Consider the following 20,261-nt stretch of genomic DNA (forward strand, 5'->3'; position numbering starts at 1 on the left):
CATGCCATTGCCTAAGAAGAAAACATCCAAGTCCAGAAGAAACATGCGCCGTTCCCACGACCACGTGGCCATCCCCAACGTCGTGTACTGCGAGTGCGGCGAAGCCAGCCTGTCCCACTGCATCTGCCCCGGTTGCGGCAAATACAAGGGACGCCAGTACACCAAGGCCGCAGATGCCTAAAGACATCTGTCTCGCCGTGGACGCCATGGGGGGGGATTTCGGCCCGGAAGTGAATGTTCCGGGCTCCCTCGCCGCTGCCCGCGAGACCGGCGCCAGGATCATCCTGGTCGGTGACGAGACGTCCATCCGCAAGGAACTGGACAGACATCCGCACGCCGACGTGGAAATCGAGGTCGTGCACACCACCCAGGTGGCGGGCATGGCCGAGAAGCCCTCGGACATCCTGCGGCGCAAGAAGGACAGCTCCATGCAGGTGGCCTTCCGCCTGGTGCGCGAAGGCCGCGCCCACGGCTGCGTCACCGCCGGCAATTCAGGAGCCGCCCTGGCCTGCGGCATGTTCATCCTCGGCCGCATAAACGGGGTGGACAGGCCAGCCCTGGCCTCCATCATGCCAACGCTCAAGAAGCCCATCGTCCTCATCGACGTGGGCGCCAACGCGGACTGCAAGCCCTACAACCTGGTCCAGTTCGGCCTCATGGCCGAAGTGCTGGCCAGGCACGTGCTGGGCATCGCCAATCCCAAGGTCGGCATCCTGAGCATCGGCGAGGAGGAAGGCAAGGGCAACGCGCTGACCAAGGAAGCCTATGCCTTGCTGAAGAGTTCATCCCTGAATTTCGTCGGCAACGTGGAAGGCCGCGACGTCTTCACCGGCGAGACCGACGTCATCGTCTGCGACGGATTCGTGGGCAACGTGGCCCTGAAGCTCAGCGAAGGGCTGGGCTCGGCCCTGGCCTCCATGCTCAAGACGGAACTCAAGAAATCCATCTGGTCCCGGCTCGGGACGCTCATCGCCCTGCCCGCGTTCAAGCGCTTCGCCACGAAGATCGACTACGCCGAGTACGGCGGCGCCCCCATCCTGGGCCTCAACGGCATAGCCATGGTCTGCCACGGCAAGTCCAACGCCCGCGCCATCACAACCGCCCTGCAGCAGGCTGCGCTCTTCGTGCAGAAAAAAGCCAACGACCAACTCGTGGCCGGCCTGCACGCCAACACGGAACTGAGCCTGTTCTCCAGAAGCGGCCAGGCTTCGGCCACGCGTCAGGAAGCCTCGGCGCTCTAGCCCCGGACTCGGCCCGGCGATCCCAAGGGAACGTAGGAATCACATGTCTTCACCGTGCTACATCTCCGGCCTGGGGCTTCATCTGCCCCGGACCGCCATGACCAATGCGGACCTCGAACGCATGGTCGACACATCCGACGAATGGATCGTGACCCGCACCGGCATCACGAATCGATACTTCGCCCAGGGCGACGAGCCCTGTTCGGTCCTGGCCTTCAACGCCGCCCGCAAGGCCCTGGACAACGCCGGCCTCGCGCCCCAGGACCTGACCCACATCTTCGTCGGCACCTTTTCCGGGGACTACAACCTCCCGACCACGGCCTGCCTGCTGCAGGACATGCTGGGACTCAAGGGCCTGCCCGCCTTCGACTTGGCTGCGGCCTGCTCCGGCTTCCTCTATTGTCTGGAAACGGCCAGGGCTTTCACCTGCCTCCACCCGGAAGCCAGGATTCTTGTCGTCGGCAGCGAGGTCTGCACCTCGCGCGTCAACTTCGAAGACCGCACGACCTGCGTACTTTTCGGTGACGGAGCCGGGGCGGCGATCGTCACGGGCGCGGCCAATCCCGGTCCCGTCAAGGTCCTGGACGCGATGCTCAAGGCCGACGGATCGGTCGGCGGCCTCCTGACCATCCACGGCGGCGGCTCGGCCTGCAAGCCGGTTCTCGGCCAGCCAGTGGGTCCTGAATATTTCGTACAGATGAACGGCCGCGACGTGTTCAAGTACGCGGTGCGCTGCATGGCCGAGGTCTCGGAGACGGTCCTGGAGCGCAACGGCCTGACGGCCGACGACGTCGACCTCATCATCCCCCACCAGGCCAACATCCGCATCATCGAGGCCATCGCCAAGAAGCTCGATGTCGGAATGGACAAGGTCTATGTCAACGTCGACCGCATCGGAAACACCTCGGCCGCCTCCATCCCCATCGCCCTGACCGAGGCCGTGGCCACCGGCCGCATCCAGCCCGGCATGAAGGTCCTGCTGTCGTCGTTCGGCGGCGGATTCACCTGGGCATCGGCCTTGTTGCAATTTTAGCGGTCATTGAGTACGCACTCAACTCCTGCGTTTCCAGCAACCCCACGAGGTCAACCATGAGCGAACCGATCAAGACGGCACTGGTCACCGGCGGCACCCGCGGCATCGGCCGGGCCATCGTAAAAAAACTTGCAGGCTCGGGGTACCAGGTTTATTTCACCTACGTTAGCCGTCCGGAGCTTGCCGAGGCCGTGTGCGCCGAAGTCGCCGCCGCAGGCGGGACTGCCCGGGGCTTCCTGCTGGATGCCAGCGACTGGGACGCCGTGGAGGCCTTCTTCGCCGAGCACATCAAGGACAAGGTCAGCCTCGACGTGCTGGTCAACAACGCCGGCATCACCAAGGACGGGCTGATCATGCGCATGAAGCGCGAGCAGTGGGAGCAGGTGCTGAACATCAACCTCACCGGCGCCTTCGTCTGCCTGCAGCAGGCGGCCAAGATCATGCTCAAGCAGCGCCGCGGCCGCATCGTCAACATTTCTTCCGTCGTGGGTCAGATGGGCAACGCCGGACAGGCCAACTACTGCGCATCCAAGGCCGGCCTCATCGGGCTGACCAAGGCCGCGGCACTGGAACTGGGGTCGCGCGGCGTGACCGTCAACGCCATCGCGCCGGGGTTCATCGAGACCGACATGACTGAAACACTCCCCAAGGAAGTGCGGGACAAGTACCTGGAACGCATTCCCCTGGGCTGCCTCGGGTCGGCGCAGGCAATCGCCGACGCCGTGGCCTATCTCGCATCCGACCAGGCGTCCTACATCACCGGTCAGGTGCTCGGAATCAACGGCGGCATGTACCTGTAGCCTGGTTCCTCAATTCGTACGCATACACACTTTGGAGGAAAGCAATGTCTATCGAAGAAAAAGTCAAAGAACTGGTGGTTGAGCAGCTGGGCGTTTCCGCGGATGAAGTGAAGCCCGAGTCCTCCTTCGTGGAGTCCCTGGGCGCCGATTCCCTCGACCTGACCGAACTGATCATGGCCATGGAAGAGGAATTCGACATCGAGATCGATGACGAGGACGCTCAGAAGATCGCCACGGTCCAGGACGCCGTCAACTACATCAAGTCCAAGTCCTAAGGACCCGCACCGTCGACATGACACGGTACCCCGGTCCGTCTGGGGTACCTTTTTTTTCATGCACCGTCTTGCGGACCCGTCCGCAGGGCATGTCCCATTTTTCGAGAAGATCATGATTGGTAAACGCGTTGTCGTAACCGGCCTGTCGGCCCTGACCCCCATCGGAAACACCCTGCAGGACAGCTGGGCCAACCTTGTGGCCGGCGTGAGCGGCATCGGCCCCATCACCCTCTTCGACGCCTCGGAGTTCGACGCGAAGATCGCGGGCGAACTGAAGAATTTCGACCCCACGGACTATGCCAGCGTCAAGGACGCCAAACGCATGGACCGCTTCGTCCAGATCGCCGTGGCCGCAGGCAAGCAGCTCATGGAAGACTGCGGCCTGGTCATGGACGAGGAGACGGCCCCCGAGGTCGGCGTGCTGCTGGGCTGCGGCCTGGGCGGCCTGTCGACCATCGAGGACTTCCATTCCAAGCTCCTCAAGTCCGGGCCCGGACGCATCTCGCCCTTCTTCATCCCCATGCTGATCGCCAACATGGCCTCGGGGCAGATTTCCATCCAGACCGGCGCCAAAGGCCCCAACCTGGTGACCACCTCGGCCTGCGCTTCGGCCACCCACGCCATCGGCTACGCCTTCTCCGACATCAAGCTCGGCCGGGTCAAGGCCTGTATCACCGGCGGCGTGGAGTCGACCATCACGCCCATGGGCGTGTCGGGATTCACGGCCATGAAGGCCCTGTCCACGCGCAACGACGAGCCGACCAAGGCCAGCCGTCCCTTTGACGCCGACCGCACGGGCTTCGTCATCGGCGAGGGCGCGGGCCTGCTCATGCTCGAAGAACTCGAGCACGCCAAGAAGCGCGGCGCCAAGATCTACGCCGAGGTCGTGGGCTACGGCGCCTCGGGCGACGCCTACCACATCGCAGCCCCCGAGGAGTCCGGTACGGGCATGGCCCAGGCCATGAAATGCGCCCTGCGCGACGCCGAGCTGGCCCCGGAACTGGTATCCTTCGTCAATGCCCACGGCACATCGACCAAGCTCAACGACAAGACCGAGACCAAGGCCCTCAAGGCCGTGTTCGGCGACCACGCCTACAAGATGCCCATCACCGCCAACAAGAGCATGATCGGCCACCTTCTGGGCGCCGCCGGCGGAGCCGAGGCCGTGTTCACGGCCATGAGCCTCGTCACGGGCATCGTTCCTGGCACCATCAACCAGGACACCCCGGACCCGGACTGCGACCTCGACTACACGCCGAACGGCAGCCGGGAAATGGCGCTTGAATACGGAATCAGCAACTCGTTCGGATTCGGCGGCACCAACGCCTCCATCATCCTGCGCAGTTTCAAATAACGATCCGCCGCACGCGCGGCCCAACAGAGTGGAGAAGCCATGGACGAACTCACACGCCAGGATCCGCAGATAGCCAAAGCCATCCAGCTGGAAACCAACCGCCAGATCACCAAGCTCGAGCTCATCGCCTCCGAGAACTTCACCTCCCATGCGGTGCGCATCGCCATGGGCAGCGTCATGACCCACAAGTACGCCGAAGGCTACCCGGGCAAGCGCTACTACGGCGGCTGCGAATTCGTGGATATGGCCGAGAACCTGGCCATGGAGCGGGCCCGGCAGCTCTTCGGCGCCGAGTACGCCAACGTCCAGCCCCACTCCGGTTCCCAGGCCAACATGGGCGCCTATTTCGCGGCCATCCAGCCCGGCGACACGATCCTGGGCATGAACCTGTCCCACGGCGGGCACCTGACCCACGGCAGCCCCGTGAACTTCTCGGGCCGCCTCTTCAAGACCGTGTTCTACGGCGTGGAGAAGGAAACGGGCCAGATCAACTACGACGAGGTCGAGGCTCTGGCCAGGGAGCACAAGCCGCAGATGATCATCGCCGGGGCCAGCGCCTACCCGCGCACCCTGGATTTCGAGCGTTTCCGCGCCATCGCCGACAGCGTCGGGGCCAAGCTCCTGGTGGACATGGCCCACATCGCCGGTTTGGTTGCCACGGGCCTGCACCCCTCGCCCATCAAGCACGCCCACTTCACCACCACGACCACGCACAAGACCCTGCGCGGCCCCCGCGGCGGCATGATCCTGAGCTCCGAGGAATTCGGCAAGACCCTCAACTCCCAGATCTTCCCCGGCATCCAGGGCGGACCGCTCATGCACGTCATCGCGGCCAAGGCCGTGGCCTTTGCCGAGGCCCTGCGCCCCGAGTTCAAGGACTACCAGCAGCAGGTCCTGGACAACGCCAAGACCCTGGCCAAGGAACTGACCGACGCGGGCTTCGACCTGGTCTCGGGCGGTACGGACAACCACCTCATGCTCCTGGACCTGACCAGCCACGACATCACGGGCAAGGACGCCGAGATCGGCCTGGACCACGCCGGCATGACCGTCAACAAGAACACCGTGCCCTTCGAGACGCGCTCCCCCTTCGTCACGTCCGGCATACGCCTGGGCACGCCGGCCCTGACCACCCGCGGCATGAAGACCGACGACATGCGCAAGGTGGCCAAGTGGATCGTCGCGACTCTGGGCAGTCTCGACAACGAGACGCGACTGCGCGAAATCAGCAGGGAAGTGGAAAAATTCGCGGGCCAGTTCCCGCTTTTCGCCTGGTAAACCGCGCCGTTTCCCGCCGGCTTTCCCCAACCACAGGGCCGCTTCCACGGCCCTGTGGTTGATTCGTTTCCAAAGAGGTGACCATGGACAACCGCATCCCCTGGCCGCAATATTTCATGAACATCGCCTACCTCGTGGCCGAGCGCTCGACCTGCCTGCGCCGCAAGGTCGGGGCCCTGGCCGTCAAGGACAAGCGCATCCTGGCCACGGGCTACAACGGCGCACCGGCAGGTCTGACCCATTGCCTGGAGATCGGCTGCCTGCGCGAAAAGCTGGGCATCCCCTCGGGGCAGCGCCACGAACTGTGCCGGGCCCTGCACGCCGAGCAGAACGTCATCATACAGGCCGCCATCCACGGCGTGAGCATCGAGGGCGCGGACATCTTCTGCACCACCCAGCCGTGCATCCTGTGCGCCAAGATGCTCATCAACTGCCGGGTGCGGGCCATCCATTTCGCCGAAGGCTACCCCGACGACATGTCGCGCGAGATGCTCGACGAGGCCGGCATCCCCTACCATCGCATGGAGAGGGAGACCGATGGCAGATGACGCGCGCTTCATGGGCCGGGCCATTGAGTTGGCCGAGCGCGGCCGCGGCCTGACCGCGCCCAACCCCTGCGTGGGTGCCGTGCTCGTACGCGACGGCGAGGTCGTGGCCCGGGGCTGGCACACGGCCTGGGGCAAGGCCCACGCCGAGGTCGAAGCCCTGCGCGACGCGGCGGCCAAGGGCGTGGACCCGCGCGCCTGCACCCTTTTCGTCACCCTGGAGCCCTGCAACCACCAGGGCAAGACCCCGCCCTGCACCCGGGCCATCCTCGAAGCGGGTGTCCCGGAGGTTGTCGTGGGCTGCGCCGACCCCAACGCCACCGTCGAAGGCGGCGGCGCCGGATTTCTGCGCAGCCGGGGAGTGACGGTGCGCATGGGCGTGCGCGAACGGGAGTGCCGGGATCTCATCGCCGATTTCCTGGTCTGGCAGACCACGGACCGCCCCTTCTCCATCCTCAAGCTGGCCACGACCCTGGACGGCAGGATCGCTTCCCGCGACGGCCGGGCCGCCTGGATCACGGGTGAGGATTCGCGCCGGGAAGTGCACAAGCTGCGAGCCTGGTGTGGGGCCGTCATCGTCGGCGGCGGCACCTACCGCTCCGACGACCCGTCCCTGACCTGCCGCCTGCCCGGCCACGAAGGCCCGCAGCCCCTGGCCGTGGTCGTGACCCGCACTCTGCCCGACCCGGCCGGGCCCTCGAACCTTCTTTCCTTCCGGCCGGGACAGACCGTCTTCTGGACCACCCGGGCCCAGAGCGAATCGGCCGGGGCAGCGCGCCTGGCCGACCTGGGCGTCAAGGTCCAGGGCCTGCCGGCCCTGGCCGGCGACCCGGACGGGAACCTGGACCTGGCCGAGGGCCTGCGCCTCCTGCGACGCGATCACGGCTGCCACTATACCCTGACCGAGGGCGGCGGCCGCCTGGCCGGAGCCATGCAACGGCAGGGCTTGGTGGACGAACTGCGCCTGTTCCAGGCCATGAAGGTTCTGGGCGACGAGTTGGCGCGGCCTGTCTTCGCCGGTCGCGGCTTTGCGGCCATGAGCGACTGCTGGGAATTCCGGCTCGCGGAGCAGGGCTTTTTCGGAACCGATCTGTACCTTCGACTGCGACCAAAGGAGTAGCCATGTTCACAGGCATCATTCAAGGCCTGGGCCGGGTGGCGGCCGTGGACGGCGGCGGGAGCGAGACGCGCTTCACCCTGCGCCCCGACTTCGCCCTGACCGACTACGCCCTGGGCGAGTCCATCGCCGTGAACGGCGTCTGCCTGACGGTGGAAACCTTCGGTCAGGGCTGGTTCACGGCCTACGCCTCGGCCGAGACCCTGTCCGTGACCAACCTCGGGGCCCTGCGCGTGTCCGCTGCGGTCAACCTGGAGCGCGCCCTGGCCATGGGCGACCGTCTGGGCGGCCACATCGTCTCGGGGCACGTGGACTGCCTGGCCGAGGTCCTGTCCGTCCGCCAGGCCGGGCAGTCGCGCATCTACCGCCTGGGCTTCCCCGAAGCCTGCGCCTCCCAGGTCATCCCCAAGGGCTCCGTGGCCCTGGACGGGATCAGCCTGACAGTCAACGATTGCGGTCGGGATTATTTGGAAGTAAACATCATCCCGGCCACGCAGCGGGAGACGACCATCTCCGGTTGGGCTCCGGGACGGCGGGTCAACATGGAGACCGACGTCATCGGCAAGTATGTCCAGCGCATGCTCGCCCCCTGGAACGAGAGCCCGGCCCGGCCCCAACCTTCGAAAATCACCCCGGACTTCCTGAAAGAGCACGGATTCTGATCCGAGCCGTCCGGCGTCCAACCACGAGGATACCATGCACAGATGCACGGCCGAAGAGGCCATCAATGAGATAAAGGCCGGGAAGATGATCATCCTGGTCGACGACGAGGACCGCGAAAACGAGGGCGACCTGACCATCGCCGCCGAAAAGGTCACTCCCGAGGCCATCAACTTCATGGCCAAGTACGGCCGCGGCCTCATCTGCCTGGCCCTGGACCCGTCCCTGGTCGACAAGCTGCAGCTACCGCTCATGGCGCGCCGCAACACCTCCAAGTTCGGCACCAACTTCACCGTGTCCATCGAGGCCAAGCAGGGCGTGACCACGGGCATCTCGGCCCATGACCGGGCCCTGACCATCCAGACTGCCGTGGCCGACGAGACCACTCCCGACGACCTGGCCACCCCCGGCCACATCTTCCCCCTGCGCGCCAAGCCCGGCGGGGTCCTGGTGCGCGCCGGACAGACCGAGGGCTCCGTGGACCTGGCCCGCCTGGCCGGCCTCAAGGGCGCGGCCGTCATCTGCGAGATCATGAACGACGACGGCACCATGTCGCGCATGCCCGACCTGAAGAAGTTCGCGGAAGAGCACGACATGAAGATCGCGACCATCGCCGACCTCATCGCCTACCGCTCCCGCAAGGACTCCCTGGTCCGCCGCGTGGCCGAGGCGCGCATGCCCACCTGCTACGGCGAGTTCACCATCGTGGCCTACGAGAACGACATCGACAGCCACACCCACATCGCTCTCGTCAAGGGCGAGATCAACGAGGAGACCCCGGTGCTCGTGCGCGTGCACAGCGAATGCCTGACGGGCGACGTCTTCGGGTCCATGCGCTGCGACTGCGGCAGCCAGCTCCAGCGGGCCATGCAGATGGTCAACGACGAGGGCGCGGGCGTCATCCTGTACATGCGCCAGGAAGGCCGGGGCATCGGCCTGGGGAACAAGATCAAGGCCTACCACCTGCAGGACGAGGGCCGCGACACCGTCGAGGCCAACATCGAACTGGGCTTCGCCCCGGACCTGCGCGACTACGGCCTGGGCGCCCAGATCCTGGTGGACCTCGGCGTGAAGCGCATGCGCCTCATGACCAACAACCCCAAGAAGATCATCGGCCTCGAAGGCTACGGCCTGAAGGTCGAGGAACGGGTGCCCATCGAAATCCCGGCCTGCGACGACAACAAGTGTTACCTGCACACCAAGTACGCCAAGCTCGGCCACCTGCTGCACCTCGACGCCGAGAACAAATAATTTCCCACAAGGAGACGCCATGCTGCACATCAAGACCATCGAGGGCCAGCTGCAGGCCCAGGACCTCAAGATCACGATCATCGCCAGCCGCTTCAACGACTTCATCGTGGACCGCCTCATCGGCGGCGCCGTCGACTACCTGGTCCGCCACGGCGCGGCCCGCGAAGACCTGACCATCATCCGCGTGCCTGGCGCCTTCGAGATGCCGCTGGTGGCCCAGAAGGTGGCCAGAAGCGGCAAGGCCGACGCCATCGTCTGCGTGGGCGCGGTCATCCGCGGCGCGACCCCGCACTTCGACTTCGTCTGCAACGAGGCCACCAAGGGCATCGCCCACGTGTCCATGGAGACGGGCGTGCCCATCGGCTTCGGCCTGCTGACCACGGACACCCTGGAGCAGTCCATCGAGCGCGCCGGCAGCAAGGGCGGCAACAAGGGCGTCGAGGCCGCGGCCGCGGCCCTGGAAACCCTGCGCGTGCTGCAGCAGCTCTAGAGAGGCCGGGGATTCACGTGACGCACAACAGACGGCATCAACGCCGCTTCGCCTTTCAGGTCATCTATTCGCTGAACTTCGCCACGGCCATGAGCAAGGAGCAGCTCGTCCGCTCCTTCGAGAACTTCTGGACCGAAGAGGAGTTCGACATCACCCGCGAGGACTCCTACGCCTGGACCCTGGTGCAGGGAGTCTTCGACAACCGCGCGGCCATCGATGAGATCATCACCAGGCATTCCCAGCACTGGAAGCTGAACCGCATCGCCAAGGTCGAGCTGACCATCCTGCGGCTCTCGCTCTTCGAGATGCTTTTCTGCCCCGACATACCCTTCAAGGTGGCCATGAACGAGGCCATCGAGCTGGCCAAGGACTTCGGGGACGACAACTCCAAGACCTTCGTCAACGGCGTCCTGGACGCCGCGGCCAAGGACGCCGAGCGGGACAGCGAATAATACAGTCCGGACACACGACATCCTGAGGACAGCATGAGGCACTACGATTTCAAGGACATCGAGGAAAAATGGCAGAAGGCCTGGGAGGACCAGGCCTGTTTCCGGACCAGCGAGACCCACGACGGCAGGAAGTACTACGTCCTGGAGATGTTCCCCTACCCTTCGGGGCGCATCCACATGGGGCACGTGCGCAACTACTCCATCGGCGACGTGGTGGCCCGATACAAGCGCATGCAGGGCTTCGACGTGTTCCACCCCATGGGCTGGGACGCCTTCGGCCTGCCAGCCGAGAACGCGGCCATCAAGAACAACACGCACCCGGCCAAGTGGACCTACGAGAACATCGCCTACATGCGCTCCCAGTTGAAGCGCCTGGGCTATTCGTACGACTGGGAACGTGAAATCGCCACCTGCCACCCGAAGTACTACCGCTTCGAGCAGGAGTTCTTCCTCAAGTTTCTGGAAAAGGGCCTGGCCTACCGCAAGAAGGCCCCGGTCAACTGGTGCCCGAGCTGCCACACGGTCCTGGCCAACGAGCAGGTCGAGGAAGGCCTGTGCTGGCGCTGCGACTCCGAGGTGCAGCAGAAGGAGCTGTCCCAGTGGTTCCTGCGCATCACCGACTACGCCGAAGAGCTCCTCCAGGCCCTGGACACCCTGACCGACGGCTGGCCCGAGCGCGTCCTTACCATGCAGCGCAACTGGATCGGCAAGAGCGTCGGCGCCGAGATTTCCTTCAAGGTCAAGGATCTGGACGAAGACATCACCGTCTTCACCACCCGCCCCGACACCCTTTTCGGCGCGACCTTCATGAGCCTGGCCCCCGAGCATCCGCTGGTCGAGCGGCTCATTCCCGGCACGGGGCAGGAGGCCGAGGTGCGCAGCTTCGTCGAGCGCATCTCCAAGATGGACCGAATCGTGCGCACGGCCGAAGACCTGGAAAAGGAAGGCGTGTTCACGGGCCGCTACTGCGTGAACCCCGTCACGGGCCGCGAGATGCCCGTCTACGTGGCCAACTTCGTGCTCATGGGCTACGGGACCGGCGCGGTCATGGCCGTCCCGGCCCACGACCAGCGCGATTTCGAATTCGCCACCAAGTACGACCTGCCCATGCAGATCGTCATCATGCCCCGCGAGGGGACCCTGGAGCTTTCGTCCATGACGGAGGCCTACACCGAGCCCGGCGTCATGGCCAACTCCGGAAAGTTCGACGGCATGGACAGCGAGGCCGCCAAGCAGGCCATCATCGACCATCTGGCGGATGGCGGCCTGGGCAAGCCCACGGTCAACTACCGCTTGCGCGACTGGAACATCTCCCGTCAGCGCTACTGGGGAGCGCCCATCCCGGTCATCTACTGCGACGCCTGCGGCATCGTGCCCGTGCCCGTGCAGGATCTGCCCGTGGAACTGCCCCTGGACGTCAAGGTCAACCCGGACGGGCGCTCGCCGCTGCCCGGTTGCGAGAGCTTCGTCAACGTGACCTGCCCCAAGTGCGGACAGGCCGCGCGGCGCGAGACCGACACCATGGACACCTTCGTCGAGTCGTCGTGGTATTTCGCCCGCTACCTCTCGGCCCGCAACGAGGACGCGGCCTTCGACCCGCGCGACGTGGAATACTGGATGCCCGTGGACCAGTACATCGGCGGCATCGAGCACGCCATCCTGCACCTTCTCTACTCACGCTTCTTCGTCAAGGCCCTGCGCGACGAGGGCTACCTGAACCACGACGAGCCCTTCAAGAACCTGCTGACCCAGGGCATGGTGCTCCTGGGCGGCTCCAAGATGTCCAAGTCCAAGGGCAACGTGGTGGACCCCGACGAGATGATCGTCAAGTACGGCGCCGACACCGTGCGCCTGTTCTGCCTCTTCGCCGCGCCGCCCGAGAAGGACCTGGAGTGGAACGACAAGGGCATCGAGGGTTCGAGCCGCTTCCTGAGCCGCCTGTGGCGCCTGGTGGACGAACTCGAAGAAGTTCTCTCGCCCGTTGGCCCCTGCGCGGCAGCAAACGGCGCCCTGACCGAGGCCGAGGCCGAACTGCGCCGCAAGGAGCACGACACCGTGCGCCGCGTGGAGCGCGACATCGAGAACAAGTTCCAGTTCAACACGGCCATCGCGGCCATGATGGAACTGGTCAACACCCTGTACGCGACCAAGGACGAGGTGAGGGGCAGCGCAAACGGCCCGAAACTTCTGTCCTCGGCCATCTCCTCCCTGCTGGTGGCCCTCTCGCCCATCGCCCCGCACATCTGCGAGGAACTGTGGGCGCGCCTGGGCTACACCCGGACCCTGGCCCTGGAGCCCTGGCCGGCCCACGACCCCGAGGCCTTGAAGACGAGCGAGGTGACCGTGGTCGTGCAGGTCAACGGCAAGCTGCGCGGGCAGATCAGCGTGGCCGCCGAAGCCTCCTCCGAGGACATCCAGGCCCAGGCCTTGAACGATCAAAACGTGGTTCGTCACATCGAGGGAAAGAACATTGTCAAAGTCATCGTCATCCCCGGAAAGCTGGTCAATGTCGTGGTCCGGTAGGGTCGTCCTGCTGCTTCTGGGCGTCGCCCTGCTGCTGCCCGCCTGCGGGTACCAGCTCACGGCCAACGCGCCCATCGACCTGCCCAAGGACAGCACGCGCCTCTTCCTGGCCAAGGTCACCAACCCGACCACGGAAACCTGGCTCGAACCCATGCTTCGAAGCAGCCTGCGGGACGAGCTGACCAGCCGGGGCAACGTGACCTGGGTCGACCGGGACGAGGCCGAGGCCACGGTCAACGTCGACGTGCGCTCGTACAGCACCTCCGACGCGGTCAAAGGGCGCGACGACGTGACCTTCAAGTCCAGGGTCACCATCCAGATGGAGGTCAGCTTCTTCAGCACGAAGACCAGCGCCCTCATCTGGACGTCGGGCCCGGTGGTGGCCTCGGAATCCTATCGCGGCACAGGCGGCAAGAAGGACGCCACCCAGGGCGCCATCGACCTGGCCGTGCGCATGGTGGCCGACAGGCTGAGCCAGAAGTTCTGAACGGGCCATGGACAGACAAGGGTTCTCCTTCCTCGTCTGCGCGGACCCGGAACTGATCCGGGACCGGGTGGACGAGCTCCTCGAAGGCCGGGGCTTCGCCACCCGGGTCTTCTGGGGGGACGAGGACCTGACCGACCGCTACTGGCAGACCCTGACGGTGCCCTCCATGATGGGGCCGCCCAACGCCGTGATCCTGCGCCGCGCCCAGGAGCAGCCCGACGAGTTCTGGGGCCGGATCGAACCCCTGCTGGCCATGGCCAGGCCCTCGGTCTGGCCCATCTTCTGCCTCGAAGCCGAGTGGGACAAGGGCAAGCCCAAAACGGCCAAGGCCGTGACCAAGGGCAAGTACTGGGCCGCGGCCCAGAAGCGCGGCTGGATCTGGGAGCACCCCGGCCTGAGCCGCTCGAACATCGGCCAGGAACTGGACCGCTTCGCGGCCCGGCACGGCCTGACTTTCGCGCCGGGCGTGAAAAAGACCCTGGCCGAGTCCCTGCCCCTGGCGACCATCGCCCTGCGCAACGAACTGGAGAAAATCCTTCTCCTGGCCGGCGGCGCAAAGACCATCCAGCCCGAACACCTGACGGTCCTCGGCTCCGAGGACCCATTCGACCTCTTCTCCTTCCTGCGCTCCCTGCAGAGCCCGCAGGGCCGGCGCCAGGCCTGGGACCGTCTCATGAACGACCCGGCCATGGCCAGCGGCGACATGGTCTTCCCCGTGTCCTCCCTCATGCTGCGCGAGGCGCGCATGCTCTGGCAGCTCCTGCACGGCGAGGAGGCCAAGGTCCAGCTCTACCCGAGCCTCAAGGCCGAAAAGGCGAACCTGGCCAAACGCCTCGGCCCCGTCCGCATCAGCCGTTTCTGGGACCTGGTCCTGAAAGCCGACACGGACATCAAGACCGGGCGGCTGAGGCCCGCCCAGGTCATGGAAAACCTCGTCAAGGACGCGGCCCGCCTGTGGTGAGGGAAGCGCCGGCCCACTACCACGGCCACCGCCGGCGCCTGCGCGAACGCCTGGCCGCAGACCCGCGGGCCCTGTCCGACTACGAACTCCTCGAACTCCTCCTGACCCACGCCCTGCCCCGCAGGGACACAAAGCCCATCGCCAAGGACATGATCACGCGCTTCGGCTCCCTGGCCGGCGCCCTGCAGGCCGACCCGGACCGCCTGGCCGAGGTGCCCGGCCTGGGCGAGGCTGCGGCCTCCCTCTGGCGCACCCTGCGCGAATGCTCCGCCCGTGCGGCCTGCAGCCCTCTGGCCGCCAAGGAGAAGTTCTCCTCGCCCGACCAGGTCCGCGACATGGTCTGCTCGCGCCTGGGGCATCTGACCAAGGAGGAGTTCTGGGTCATCCTCGTGGACAACCAGAACCGCCTCATCCGCTTTGAACGCGTCTTCCGGGGCACGGTGGACCAGACCGCGGCCTACCCGCGCGAAATCCTCGAACTTGCCCTGCGCCACCATGCCAGCGGCCTCATTCTGGTCCACAACCACCCAGGCGGCGACCCGAACCCGTCCCGCCAGGACCGCACCCTGACCGAAACCGTCGGCCGCCTGGCCGGGGACCTGGGCCTGCGCCTGCTGGACCACATCATCGTCACCGGCCGCAGCTGTTCCAGCTTCCGCGCCCTCGGCCTGATCTGATTTTTTTGGCCTCAAGGGTCCAAAATCCCATTTTTCCGCTTGCCTGAGGATCGATTGGCCTTATAGTTGACTGAATTCGTTTTTCGCGGCCGAAATTTCGCGATTACAACCCCACGAGGAGACCACAGTGAGCGACGAAAAAACCTTTTCCCCCGAAAATGAAGAAATTCAGGGTGAAAATTCCGATACAGCCAGCGCCGACAGCGCAGTCCAGGAGGCGGAGATACCGACCGTGATGCCGCTTCTGGCGGTGCGCGACATCGTCGTATTCAATTACATGATCTTGCCCCTGTTCGTGGGGCGAGAAAAGAGCGTGCAGGCCGTGGACGCGGCCCTGAACGGCAGCCGCTACATCTTCATCAGCACCCAGAAGGACGAGAGCGTCGACGACCCGACGCCGGACGATCTCTACCGCACGGGCACCGTGGCCATGATCATGCGCATGCTCAAGATGCCCGACGGCCGCCTCAAGGTCCTGGTCCAGGGCCTGACCCGGGCGCGCATCCTCGACTTCGTGCAGCACGACCCCTACGACAAGGTCCGCATCGAGACCATCGACGAACTCGTGGTCGAGAACCCAGGTCCCGAGGAGGAGGCGCTGCTGCGCTCGGTCAAGGAACAGAGCGAGAAGATCCTGACCCTGCGCGGCATCGACGCGGCCGAGATCATGAACGTTCTCAATGCCGTCAACGAACACGGACGTTTGGCCGACCTGGTGGCCTCCAACCTGCGCATGAAGTCGTCCGAGGCCCAGCGCATCCTGGAAAGCCACGACCCCATCGAGCGCCTGAACCTGGTCAACTCGCAGCTGGTCAAGGAGGTCGAGGTGGCCTCCATGCAGGCCAAGATCCAGAGCATGGCCAAGGAGGGCATGGACAAGGCCCAGCGCGAATACTTCCTGCGCGAGCAGCTCAAGGCCATCCGCCGCGAGCTGGGCGACAAGGGCGGCGAGGGCGAGGAGATGGAGGAGCTGAGAAAGACCATCAACGCCCTGGGCCTGCCCAAGAAGGTCAAGAAGGAGGCCGACAAGCAGCTCTCGCGCCTTGAGTCCATGCACCCGGACAGCTCAGAGGCGACCATCCTGCGCACCTACATCGACTGGATCATCGACCTGCCCTGGAAAAAGGTTTCCAAGGACCGTCTCGACATCAAGGAGGCGGCCAGAATCCTGCACGAGGACCACTACAACCTGGAGAAGGTCAAGGAGCGCATCCTTGAATACCTGAGCGTGCGTAAGCTCAACCCGACCATGAAGGGCCCGATCCTCTGCTTCGTCGGCCCTCCCGGCGTGGGCAAGACGTCGCTGGGCAAATCCATCGCCAGGTCCCTGGGGCGCAAGTTCGTGCGCATGTCCCTGGGCGGCATGCGCGACGAGGCCGAGATCCGCGGCCACCGGCGGACCTACATCGGGGCCATGCCCGGCCGCATCATCCAGTCCATGAAGGACGCGGGGACCGTGAACCCGGTCATCATGCTCGACGAGATCGACAAGCTCGGCAGCGACTTCCGCGGCGACCCGTCCTCGGCTTTGCTTGAGGTGCTGGACCCGGAGCAGAACAACTCCTTCACGGACCACTACCTGAACGTCCCCTACGACCTGTCCAAGGTCATGTTCATCTGCACGGCCAACATGCTGGACACCATCCCCTCGGCCCTGCTGGACCGCATGGAGGTCATCCGCATCCCCGGCTACACTGAGCAGGAGAAGATCGTCATCGCCCGCCGCTACCTCCTGACCCGCCAGGTCAAGGAGAACGGCCTCACGGACGAGACCATGGTCATCTCCGACGCAGTGCTGGCCGAGATCATCAGGGGCTACACGCGCGAGGCTGGCCTGCGCAACCTGGAGCGCGAGATCGGCTCCGTCTGCCGCAAGTACGCCCGCCGGGTGGCCGAAGGAAAGAAGGGCCCCTTCCGGGTGACGAGCGCGTCCCTGGTCAAGCTGCTGGGCCAGCCCAAGTTCATGGACGAGGAGCGCGAGAGCGCCATGCCCCCAGGCGTGGCCCTGGGCCTGGCCTGGACCCCGTACGGCGGCGAGATCCTGCACATCGAATGCAGCCTGCTGCCGGGCAAGGGCAAGCTCATCCTGACGGGCAAGCTCGGCGACGTGATGAAGGAGAGCGCCCAGGCGGCTCTCAGCTACGCGCGCAGCAAGAGCGCGATGCTGGGCATCGGCGAGGACTTCTTCGACACCCACGACATCCACATCCACGTCCCGGCCGGCGCCACGCCCAAGGACGGCCCTTCTGCCGGCGTGACCCTGGTCACGGCCCTCATGTCGGCCATCACCAACGAGCCCATCGCCTCGGATGTGGCCATGACCGGCGAGATCACCCTGCGCGGCCGGGTCATGCCCGTGGGCGGCATCAAGGAGAAGATCCTGGCCGCCGTCAGCCACGGCGTGAGCAAGGTCCTCATCCCGGCCCGCAATGCCCACGACCTGGACGAGATTCCCAAGGAGCTCAGAAAGCGCATCACGGTCAAGACCGTGGAAGCCATCGACGAGATCTGGCCGGAAGTTCGCTCGACGAAGAAGGCATAGGTTCTGGACAAACCAGACAGAAGCCCCCGCGACCGCGTGCCGGTCCGGGGGCTTTTCTTGTGGCCGCGAAGGGATGCTTCACGGGGGTCAGGCCGCAGAGGTCTTGGCCTTTCCGGCGCCGGTAACCGGCAGCCCGATGCCGAAAACAGCACCGCGGCCGGGCTCGGAATCAAGCCACATCCTGCCGCCGTGCCCGCGCGTGACGATGAAGTAGGACACCGAAAGTCCGAGCCCCGTGCCGATGCCCGGCGGCTTGGTGGTGAAGAAGGGCTCGAAGACGCGGCGCTGCACCTCATAGGGCACCCCCGGGCCGTTGTCCTCGACCTCCACGCGGACATCCCCGTCGCCGCAGGCAAGGCGGATCTCGATGCAGGGGTCCTCTGCCGGCGGATCGGCCATGGCCTGGGCAGCGTTGCGCAGGAGGTTCAGCAGGACCTGTTCGATCTCGATCTCGGAGCACTCGACCTGGGGGAGATTTTCCGGGAAGCTCCTGATCACCCGGATTTTCCGGAAATCGAAGGTCTTCTTCAGATCGTAATCGTTTGCGGCCAGGTCCAGGGCCTTGTCCACGATGAGCGCCATGTCGCAGGGCTCCCGCCGGGACTCGCTCAGACGGCTGAAATCGAGCATGTGGCGGATGATGTTGGCCGCGCGCATGGCTGCCGCCTGGATGTCCCGGACCATGTTCGGCAGGCCGCGGGCCTCCAGGTAGGCCCACACGGCCTGCATGTCGACGCCCAGCTCGCCCGCCTTCTCGATGTTCCTCGCGAAATCCGGCCTGACCCGCAGGGCCATGTTCTGAGCCGCCTGCACGATGATGGCCAGAGGGTTGTTGATCTCGTGGGCCACGCCGGCGGCGATGCCGCCCACGGAGACCATCTTCTCTGTCTGGATCATCATCTCCTGCATGCGGCTGAATTCGGTCATGTCTCGGACCACGGACAGCAGGAAGCGTTTGGGCCCGATGGGAATGAACTGGCAGGAGATGTTGCAGCGCAACAACGTGCCGTCCTTGCGGCGGCAACCCATCTCGACGTTGCTCGCGTGCCCGGTCCGCAGCAGCCGCTCGAGCATCGCCGACCGGCTTTCGGGGTCCGCGAACAGGCCGAGCTCCAGGGTCGTGCGGCCCAGAAGCTCCTCGCGGGAGTAGCCCGAGAGGGAGACGAAGGCCTCGTTGACATCCACGAGAGCCCCGCTTTCCGGCTCCGACAGGGATATGGCGTCGGGCGAGAGCTTGAACAGGCGGGAAAACTTCTCTTCGGACTGGCGGAGCATCTCCTCGGTGCGTTTGCGGTCGGTGATGTCGCGGAAGATGCCTTCGACCCCGAGCACGTTCCCGGCCTCGTCGTGGTAGAAATTGCTTGAGGTGGCGACCAGCACGGGGGTGCCGTCCCCCCTCTTCAGGTGCACCTCGAAATCCGTCACCCGGCCGCGCGACCGCATCAGCTCCAGAAACTGCTCGCGACGATGGGACTCGAACCAGAACTCCTCGTTGGGCCTGCCGAGCATATCTTCGACGCTGCCGTACCCCAGCAGACGCGCGCCCGAAGGGCTGACCATGCACAGGCGCCCGGCCGCGTCGGTGCGGTAGAAAACGTCCTGGATGTTGTCGACGACCGAACGGTAGAGCTTCTCGCTGCGGCGGAGTGCCTCCTCGGTCTGCTTGCGTTCAGTGATGTCGACGATCAGCGAGAGCATGACGTCCCGGCCCTGCAGGCTGACGGTTTCGGCCGACCACAGCGCGAAGCGCGTCTCGCCCGAGCGGGTCAGAAATTCGATGGGGAAGTCCTTGAAAAACCCTTTTTCGCGCAGTACGGCTATGGCCCGGTCCCGCTCACCGGGGTCGGCCCAGATACCGACCTCACGGGACGTGCGGCCGAGCTGCTCCTCGCGCGGGTAGCCGAGCATCTCCACCCAGCGTTCGTTGACGTCGAGAAACGTTCCGGTGGCGATGTCCGAGAGGATCAGAGGCGCGGGGTTGGCGTTGAAGGACTTGGCGAAGCGCTCCTCGCTCTGACGCAGCAGCTCTTCCGAAGCCTTGCGTTCCGTGATGTCCCGGCCCACGCCGATGATCTCGACGATGTTTCCGGCGGGGCCAAGGATCGCGGAATCGTTCCAGGCGAACCACCGCCAGCCTGCGGCGGTCATGGCCCGCTGCTCCATGTAGGCCAGGTGCGGAGGGATGAGGAGGTTTTTCATGGCTTCCCGGGTCGCGGGAAGGTCTTCCTCGTGGACCAGGGGCATGAAGGCCGTGCCGAGGAGTTCGGACTCGGCTTTGCCGAAGGTGCGGCAATAGGACGGACTCACGTACAGAAAGCGCCCCTGCGCATCGACCTTCACCACGAGATCGGTCTGATGCTCCACGAGAACGCGGAATTTCTTCTCACGGTCCCGCGCGTCGCGCAGGGAGCTCCGCAGGGAAGCCGTCTCGGCGTCCAGGCGCCCACGCCGGGCCGCATTCGAGACTGCTGCGGCCGGGATCGACAACCGTCTTCCACGAAGTGATGCGCGTCCTGCGGTCGATCGTGCTGCGGACATTTCGGAGAGGCCTCCCTTCCCGGTTGGATATGCGGAC

At 65.3% G+C, this 20,261-nt stretch carries 19 protein-coding genes; 18 read left to right on the forward strand and 1 reads right to left on the reverse strand.

Features of this window, described 5'->3' with window-relative positions; translation table 11 throughout:
- Position 1 precedes the first annotated feature (1 nt).
- The 18 genes from rpmF to lon all read left to right on the forward strand — a co-directional run bounded on the left by rpmF (position 2) and on the right by lon (position 17,686).
- Entirely contained in the window at positions 2–181 is a 180-nt protein-coding gene (gene rpmF, locus G394_RS0107410) for a 50S ribosomal protein L32 (protein ID WP_012805285.1), read from the forward strand.
- Complete coding sequence (gene plsX / locus G394_RS0107415; protein WP_028577123.1) at positions 174–1,241, forward strand: phosphate acyltransferase PlsX; 1,068 nt, start codon at positions 174–176, stop codon at positions 1,239–1,241. The genes rpmF and plsX overlap by 8 nt, the downstream gene beginning before the upstream one ends.
- A 43-nt stretch (positions 1,242–1,284) precedes the next feature.
- Complete coding sequence (locus G394_RS0107420) at positions 1,285–2,274, forward strand: beta-ketoacyl-ACP synthase III (RefSeq protein WP_028577124.1); 990 nt, start codon at positions 1,285–1,287, stop codon at positions 2,272–2,274.
- Positions 2,275–2,330: 56 nt separating this feature from the next.
- The gene (gene fabG, locus G394_RS0107425) at positions 2,331–3,074 is read left to right on the forward strand and encodes a 3-oxoacyl-[acyl-carrier-protein] reductase (protein WP_028577125.1); all 744 of its coding nucleotides are present in this window, start codon (positions 2,331–2,333) and stop codon (positions 3,072–3,074) included.
- A gap of 44 nt (positions 3,075–3,118) precedes the next feature.
- A complete protein-coding gene (gene acpP, locus G394_RS0107430) occupies positions 3,119–3,349 on the forward strand; it encodes an acyl carrier protein (RefSeq protein WP_028577126.1) in 231 nt (76 codons plus the stop codon).
- A gap of 112 nt (positions 3,350–3,461) precedes the next feature.
- Positions 3,462–4,703 (forward strand): beta-ketoacyl-ACP synthase II, encoded by a 1,242-nt coding sequence (fabF, locus tag G394_RS0107435; RefSeq protein WP_028577127.1) that lies wholly within the window; start codon positions 3,462–3,464, stop codon positions 4,701–4,703.
- A gap of 39 nt (positions 4,704–4,742) precedes the next feature.
- Positions 4,743–5,981 carry a serine hydroxymethyltransferase gene (gene glyA, locus G394_RS0107440; protein WP_028577128.1) on the forward strand — a complete coding sequence of 413 codons (1,239 nt, stop codon included), beginning with the start codon at positions 4,743–4,745 and terminating at the stop codon, positions 5,979–5,981.
- Positions 5,982–6,064: 83 nt separating this feature from the next.
- Entirely contained in the window at positions 6,065–6,529 is a 465-nt protein-coding gene (locus tag G394_RS0107445; RefSeq protein ID WP_028577129.1) for a deoxycytidylate deaminase, read from the forward strand.
- Positions 6,519–7,646 (forward strand): bifunctional diaminohydroxyphosphoribosylaminopyrimidine deaminase/5-amino-6-(5-phosphoribosylamino)uracil reductase RibD, encoded by a 1,128-nt coding sequence (gene ribD / locus G394_RS0107450; protein WP_028577130.1) that lies wholly within the window; start codon positions 6,519–6,521, stop codon positions 7,644–7,646. The genes G394_RS0107445 and ribD overlap by 11 nt, the downstream gene beginning before the upstream one ends.
- Positions 7,647–7,648: 2 nt before the next feature.
- Positions 7,649–8,305 carry a riboflavin synthase gene (locus G394_RS0107455; protein WP_028577131.1) on the forward strand — a complete coding sequence of 219 codons (657 nt, stop codon included), beginning with the start codon at positions 7,649–7,651 and terminating at the stop codon, positions 8,303–8,305.
- Between the two features lie 34 nt (positions 8,306–8,339).
- Entirely contained in the window at positions 8,340–9,554 is a 1,215-nt protein-coding gene (locus G394_RS0107460; RefSeq protein WP_028577132.1) for a bifunctional 3,4-dihydroxy-2-butanone-4-phosphate synthase/GTP cyclohydrolase II, read from the forward strand.
- Positions 9,555–9,573: 19 nt separating this feature from the next.
- Positions 9,574–10,044 carry a 6,7-dimethyl-8-ribityllumazine synthase gene (gene ribH / locus G394_RS0107465; RefSeq protein ID WP_028577133.1) on the forward strand — a complete coding sequence of 157 codons (471 nt, stop codon included), beginning with the start codon at positions 9,574–9,576 and terminating at the stop codon, positions 10,042–10,044.
- 17 nt (positions 10,045–10,061) lie between these two features.
- Positions 10,062–10,496 (forward strand): transcription antitermination factor NusB, encoded by a 435-nt coding sequence (nusB, locus tag G394_RS0107470; RefSeq protein ID WP_028577134.1) that lies wholly within the window; start codon positions 10,062–10,064, stop codon positions 10,494–10,496.
- A gap of 33 nt (positions 10,497–10,529) precedes the next feature.
- Positions 10,530–13,019: a leucine--tRNA ligase gene (gene leuS, locus G394_RS0107475; RefSeq protein ID WP_028577135.1), complete on the forward strand. Its 2,490-nt coding sequence runs from the start codon at positions 10,530–10,532 to the stop codon at positions 13,017–13,019.
- Positions 13,003–13,506 carry an LPS assembly lipoprotein LptE gene (lptE, locus tag G394_RS0107480; protein WP_028577136.1) on the forward strand — a complete coding sequence of 168 codons (504 nt, stop codon included), beginning with the start codon at positions 13,003–13,005 and terminating at the stop codon, positions 13,504–13,506. Before leuS ends, lptE begins: the two co-directional genes overlap by 17 nt.
- 7 nt (positions 13,507–13,513) lie before the next feature.
- The gene (locus G394_RS0107485; protein ID WP_028577137.1) at positions 13,514–14,467 is read left to right on the forward strand and encodes a DNA polymerase III subunit delta; all 954 of its coding nucleotides are present in this window, start codon (positions 13,514–13,516) and stop codon (positions 14,465–14,467) included.
- A complete protein-coding gene (gene radC / locus G394_RS0107490; protein WP_425387230.1) occupies positions 14,461–15,144 on the forward strand; it encodes a RadC family protein in 684 nt (227 codons plus the stop codon). Before G394_RS0107485 ends, radC begins: the two co-directional genes overlap by 7 nt.
- A gap of 166 nt (positions 15,145–15,310) precedes the next feature.
- Positions 15,311–17,686 carry an endopeptidase La gene (gene lon / locus G394_RS0107495; protein ID WP_245578287.1) on the forward strand — a complete coding sequence of 792 codons (2,376 nt, stop codon included), beginning with the start codon at positions 15,311–15,313 and terminating at the stop codon, positions 17,684–17,686.
- A gap of 87 nt (positions 17,687–17,773) precedes the next feature.
- On the opposite strand, the gene G394_RS20100 is transcribed toward lon, so the two are convergent.
- Positions 17,774–20,173: a PAS domain-containing sensor histidine kinase gene (locus tag G394_RS20100; protein WP_051307030.1), complete on the reverse strand. Its 2,400-nt coding sequence runs from the start codon at positions 20,171–20,173 to the stop codon at positions 17,774–17,776.
- Positions 20,174–20,261: the final 88 nt, after the last annotated feature.

The organism is Desulfomicrobium escambiense DSM 10707 (genome assembly GCF_000428825.1).
GTDB lineage: Bacteria > Desulfobacterota > Desulfovibrionia > Desulfovibrionales > Desulfomicrobiaceae > Desulfomicrobium > Desulfomicrobium escambiense.

Coding starts and splice junctions, on each gene's coding strand:
- plsX (WP_028577123.1), top strand. CDS start 174: ATGCCTAAAGACATCTGTCTCGCCGTGGACGCCATGGGGGGGGATTTC.
- acpP (WP_028577126.1), top strand. CDS start 3,119: ATGTCTATCGAAGAAAAAGTCAAAGAACTGGTGGTTGAGCAGCTGGGC.
- fabG (WP_028577125.1), top strand. CDS start 2,331: ATGAGCGAACCGATCAAGACGGCACTGGTCACCGGCGGCACCCGCGGC.
- leuS (WP_028577135.1), top strand. CDS start 10,530: ATGAGGCACTACGATTTCAAGGACATCGAGGAAAAATGGCAGAAGGCC.
- glyA (WP_028577128.1), top strand. CDS start 4,743: ATGGACGAACTCACACGCCAGGATCCGCAGATAGCCAAAGCCATCCAG.
- ribD (WP_028577130.1), top strand. CDS start 6,519: ATGGCAGATGACGCGCGCTTCATGGGCCGGGCCATTGAGTTGGCCGAG.
- G394_RS0107485 (WP_028577137.1), top strand. CDS start 13,514: ATGGACAGACAAGGGTTCTCCTTCCTCGTCTGCGCGGACCCGGAACTG.
- G394_RS0107445 (WP_028577129.1), top strand. CDS start 6,065: ATGGACAACCGCATCCCCTGGCCGCAATATTTCATGAACATCGCCTAC.
- ribH (WP_028577133.1), top strand. CDS start 9,574: ATGCTGCACATCAAGACCATCGAGGGCCAGCTGCAGGCCCAGGACCTC.
- G394_RS0107460 (WP_028577132.1), top strand. CDS start 8,340: ATGCACAGATGCACGGCCGAAGAGGCCATCAATGAGATAAAGGCCGGG.
- G394_RS0107455 (WP_028577131.1), top strand. CDS start 7,649: ATGTTCACAGGCATCATTCAAGGCCTGGGCCGGGTGGCGGCCGTGGAC.
- lptE (WP_028577136.1), top strand. CDS start 13,003: ATGTCGTGGTCCGGTAGGGTCGTCCTGCTGCTTCTGGGCGTCGCCCTG.
- G394_RS0107420 (WP_028577124.1), top strand. CDS start 1,285: ATGTCTTCACCGTGCTACATCTCCGGCCTGGGGCTTCATCTGCCCCGG.
- rpmF (WP_012805285.1), top strand. CDS start 2: ATGCCATTGCCTAAGAAGAAAACATCCAAGTCCAGAAGAAACATGCGC.
- fabF (WP_028577127.1), top strand. CDS start 3,462: ATGATTGGTAAACGCGTTGTCGTAACCGGCCTGTCGGCCCTGACCCCC.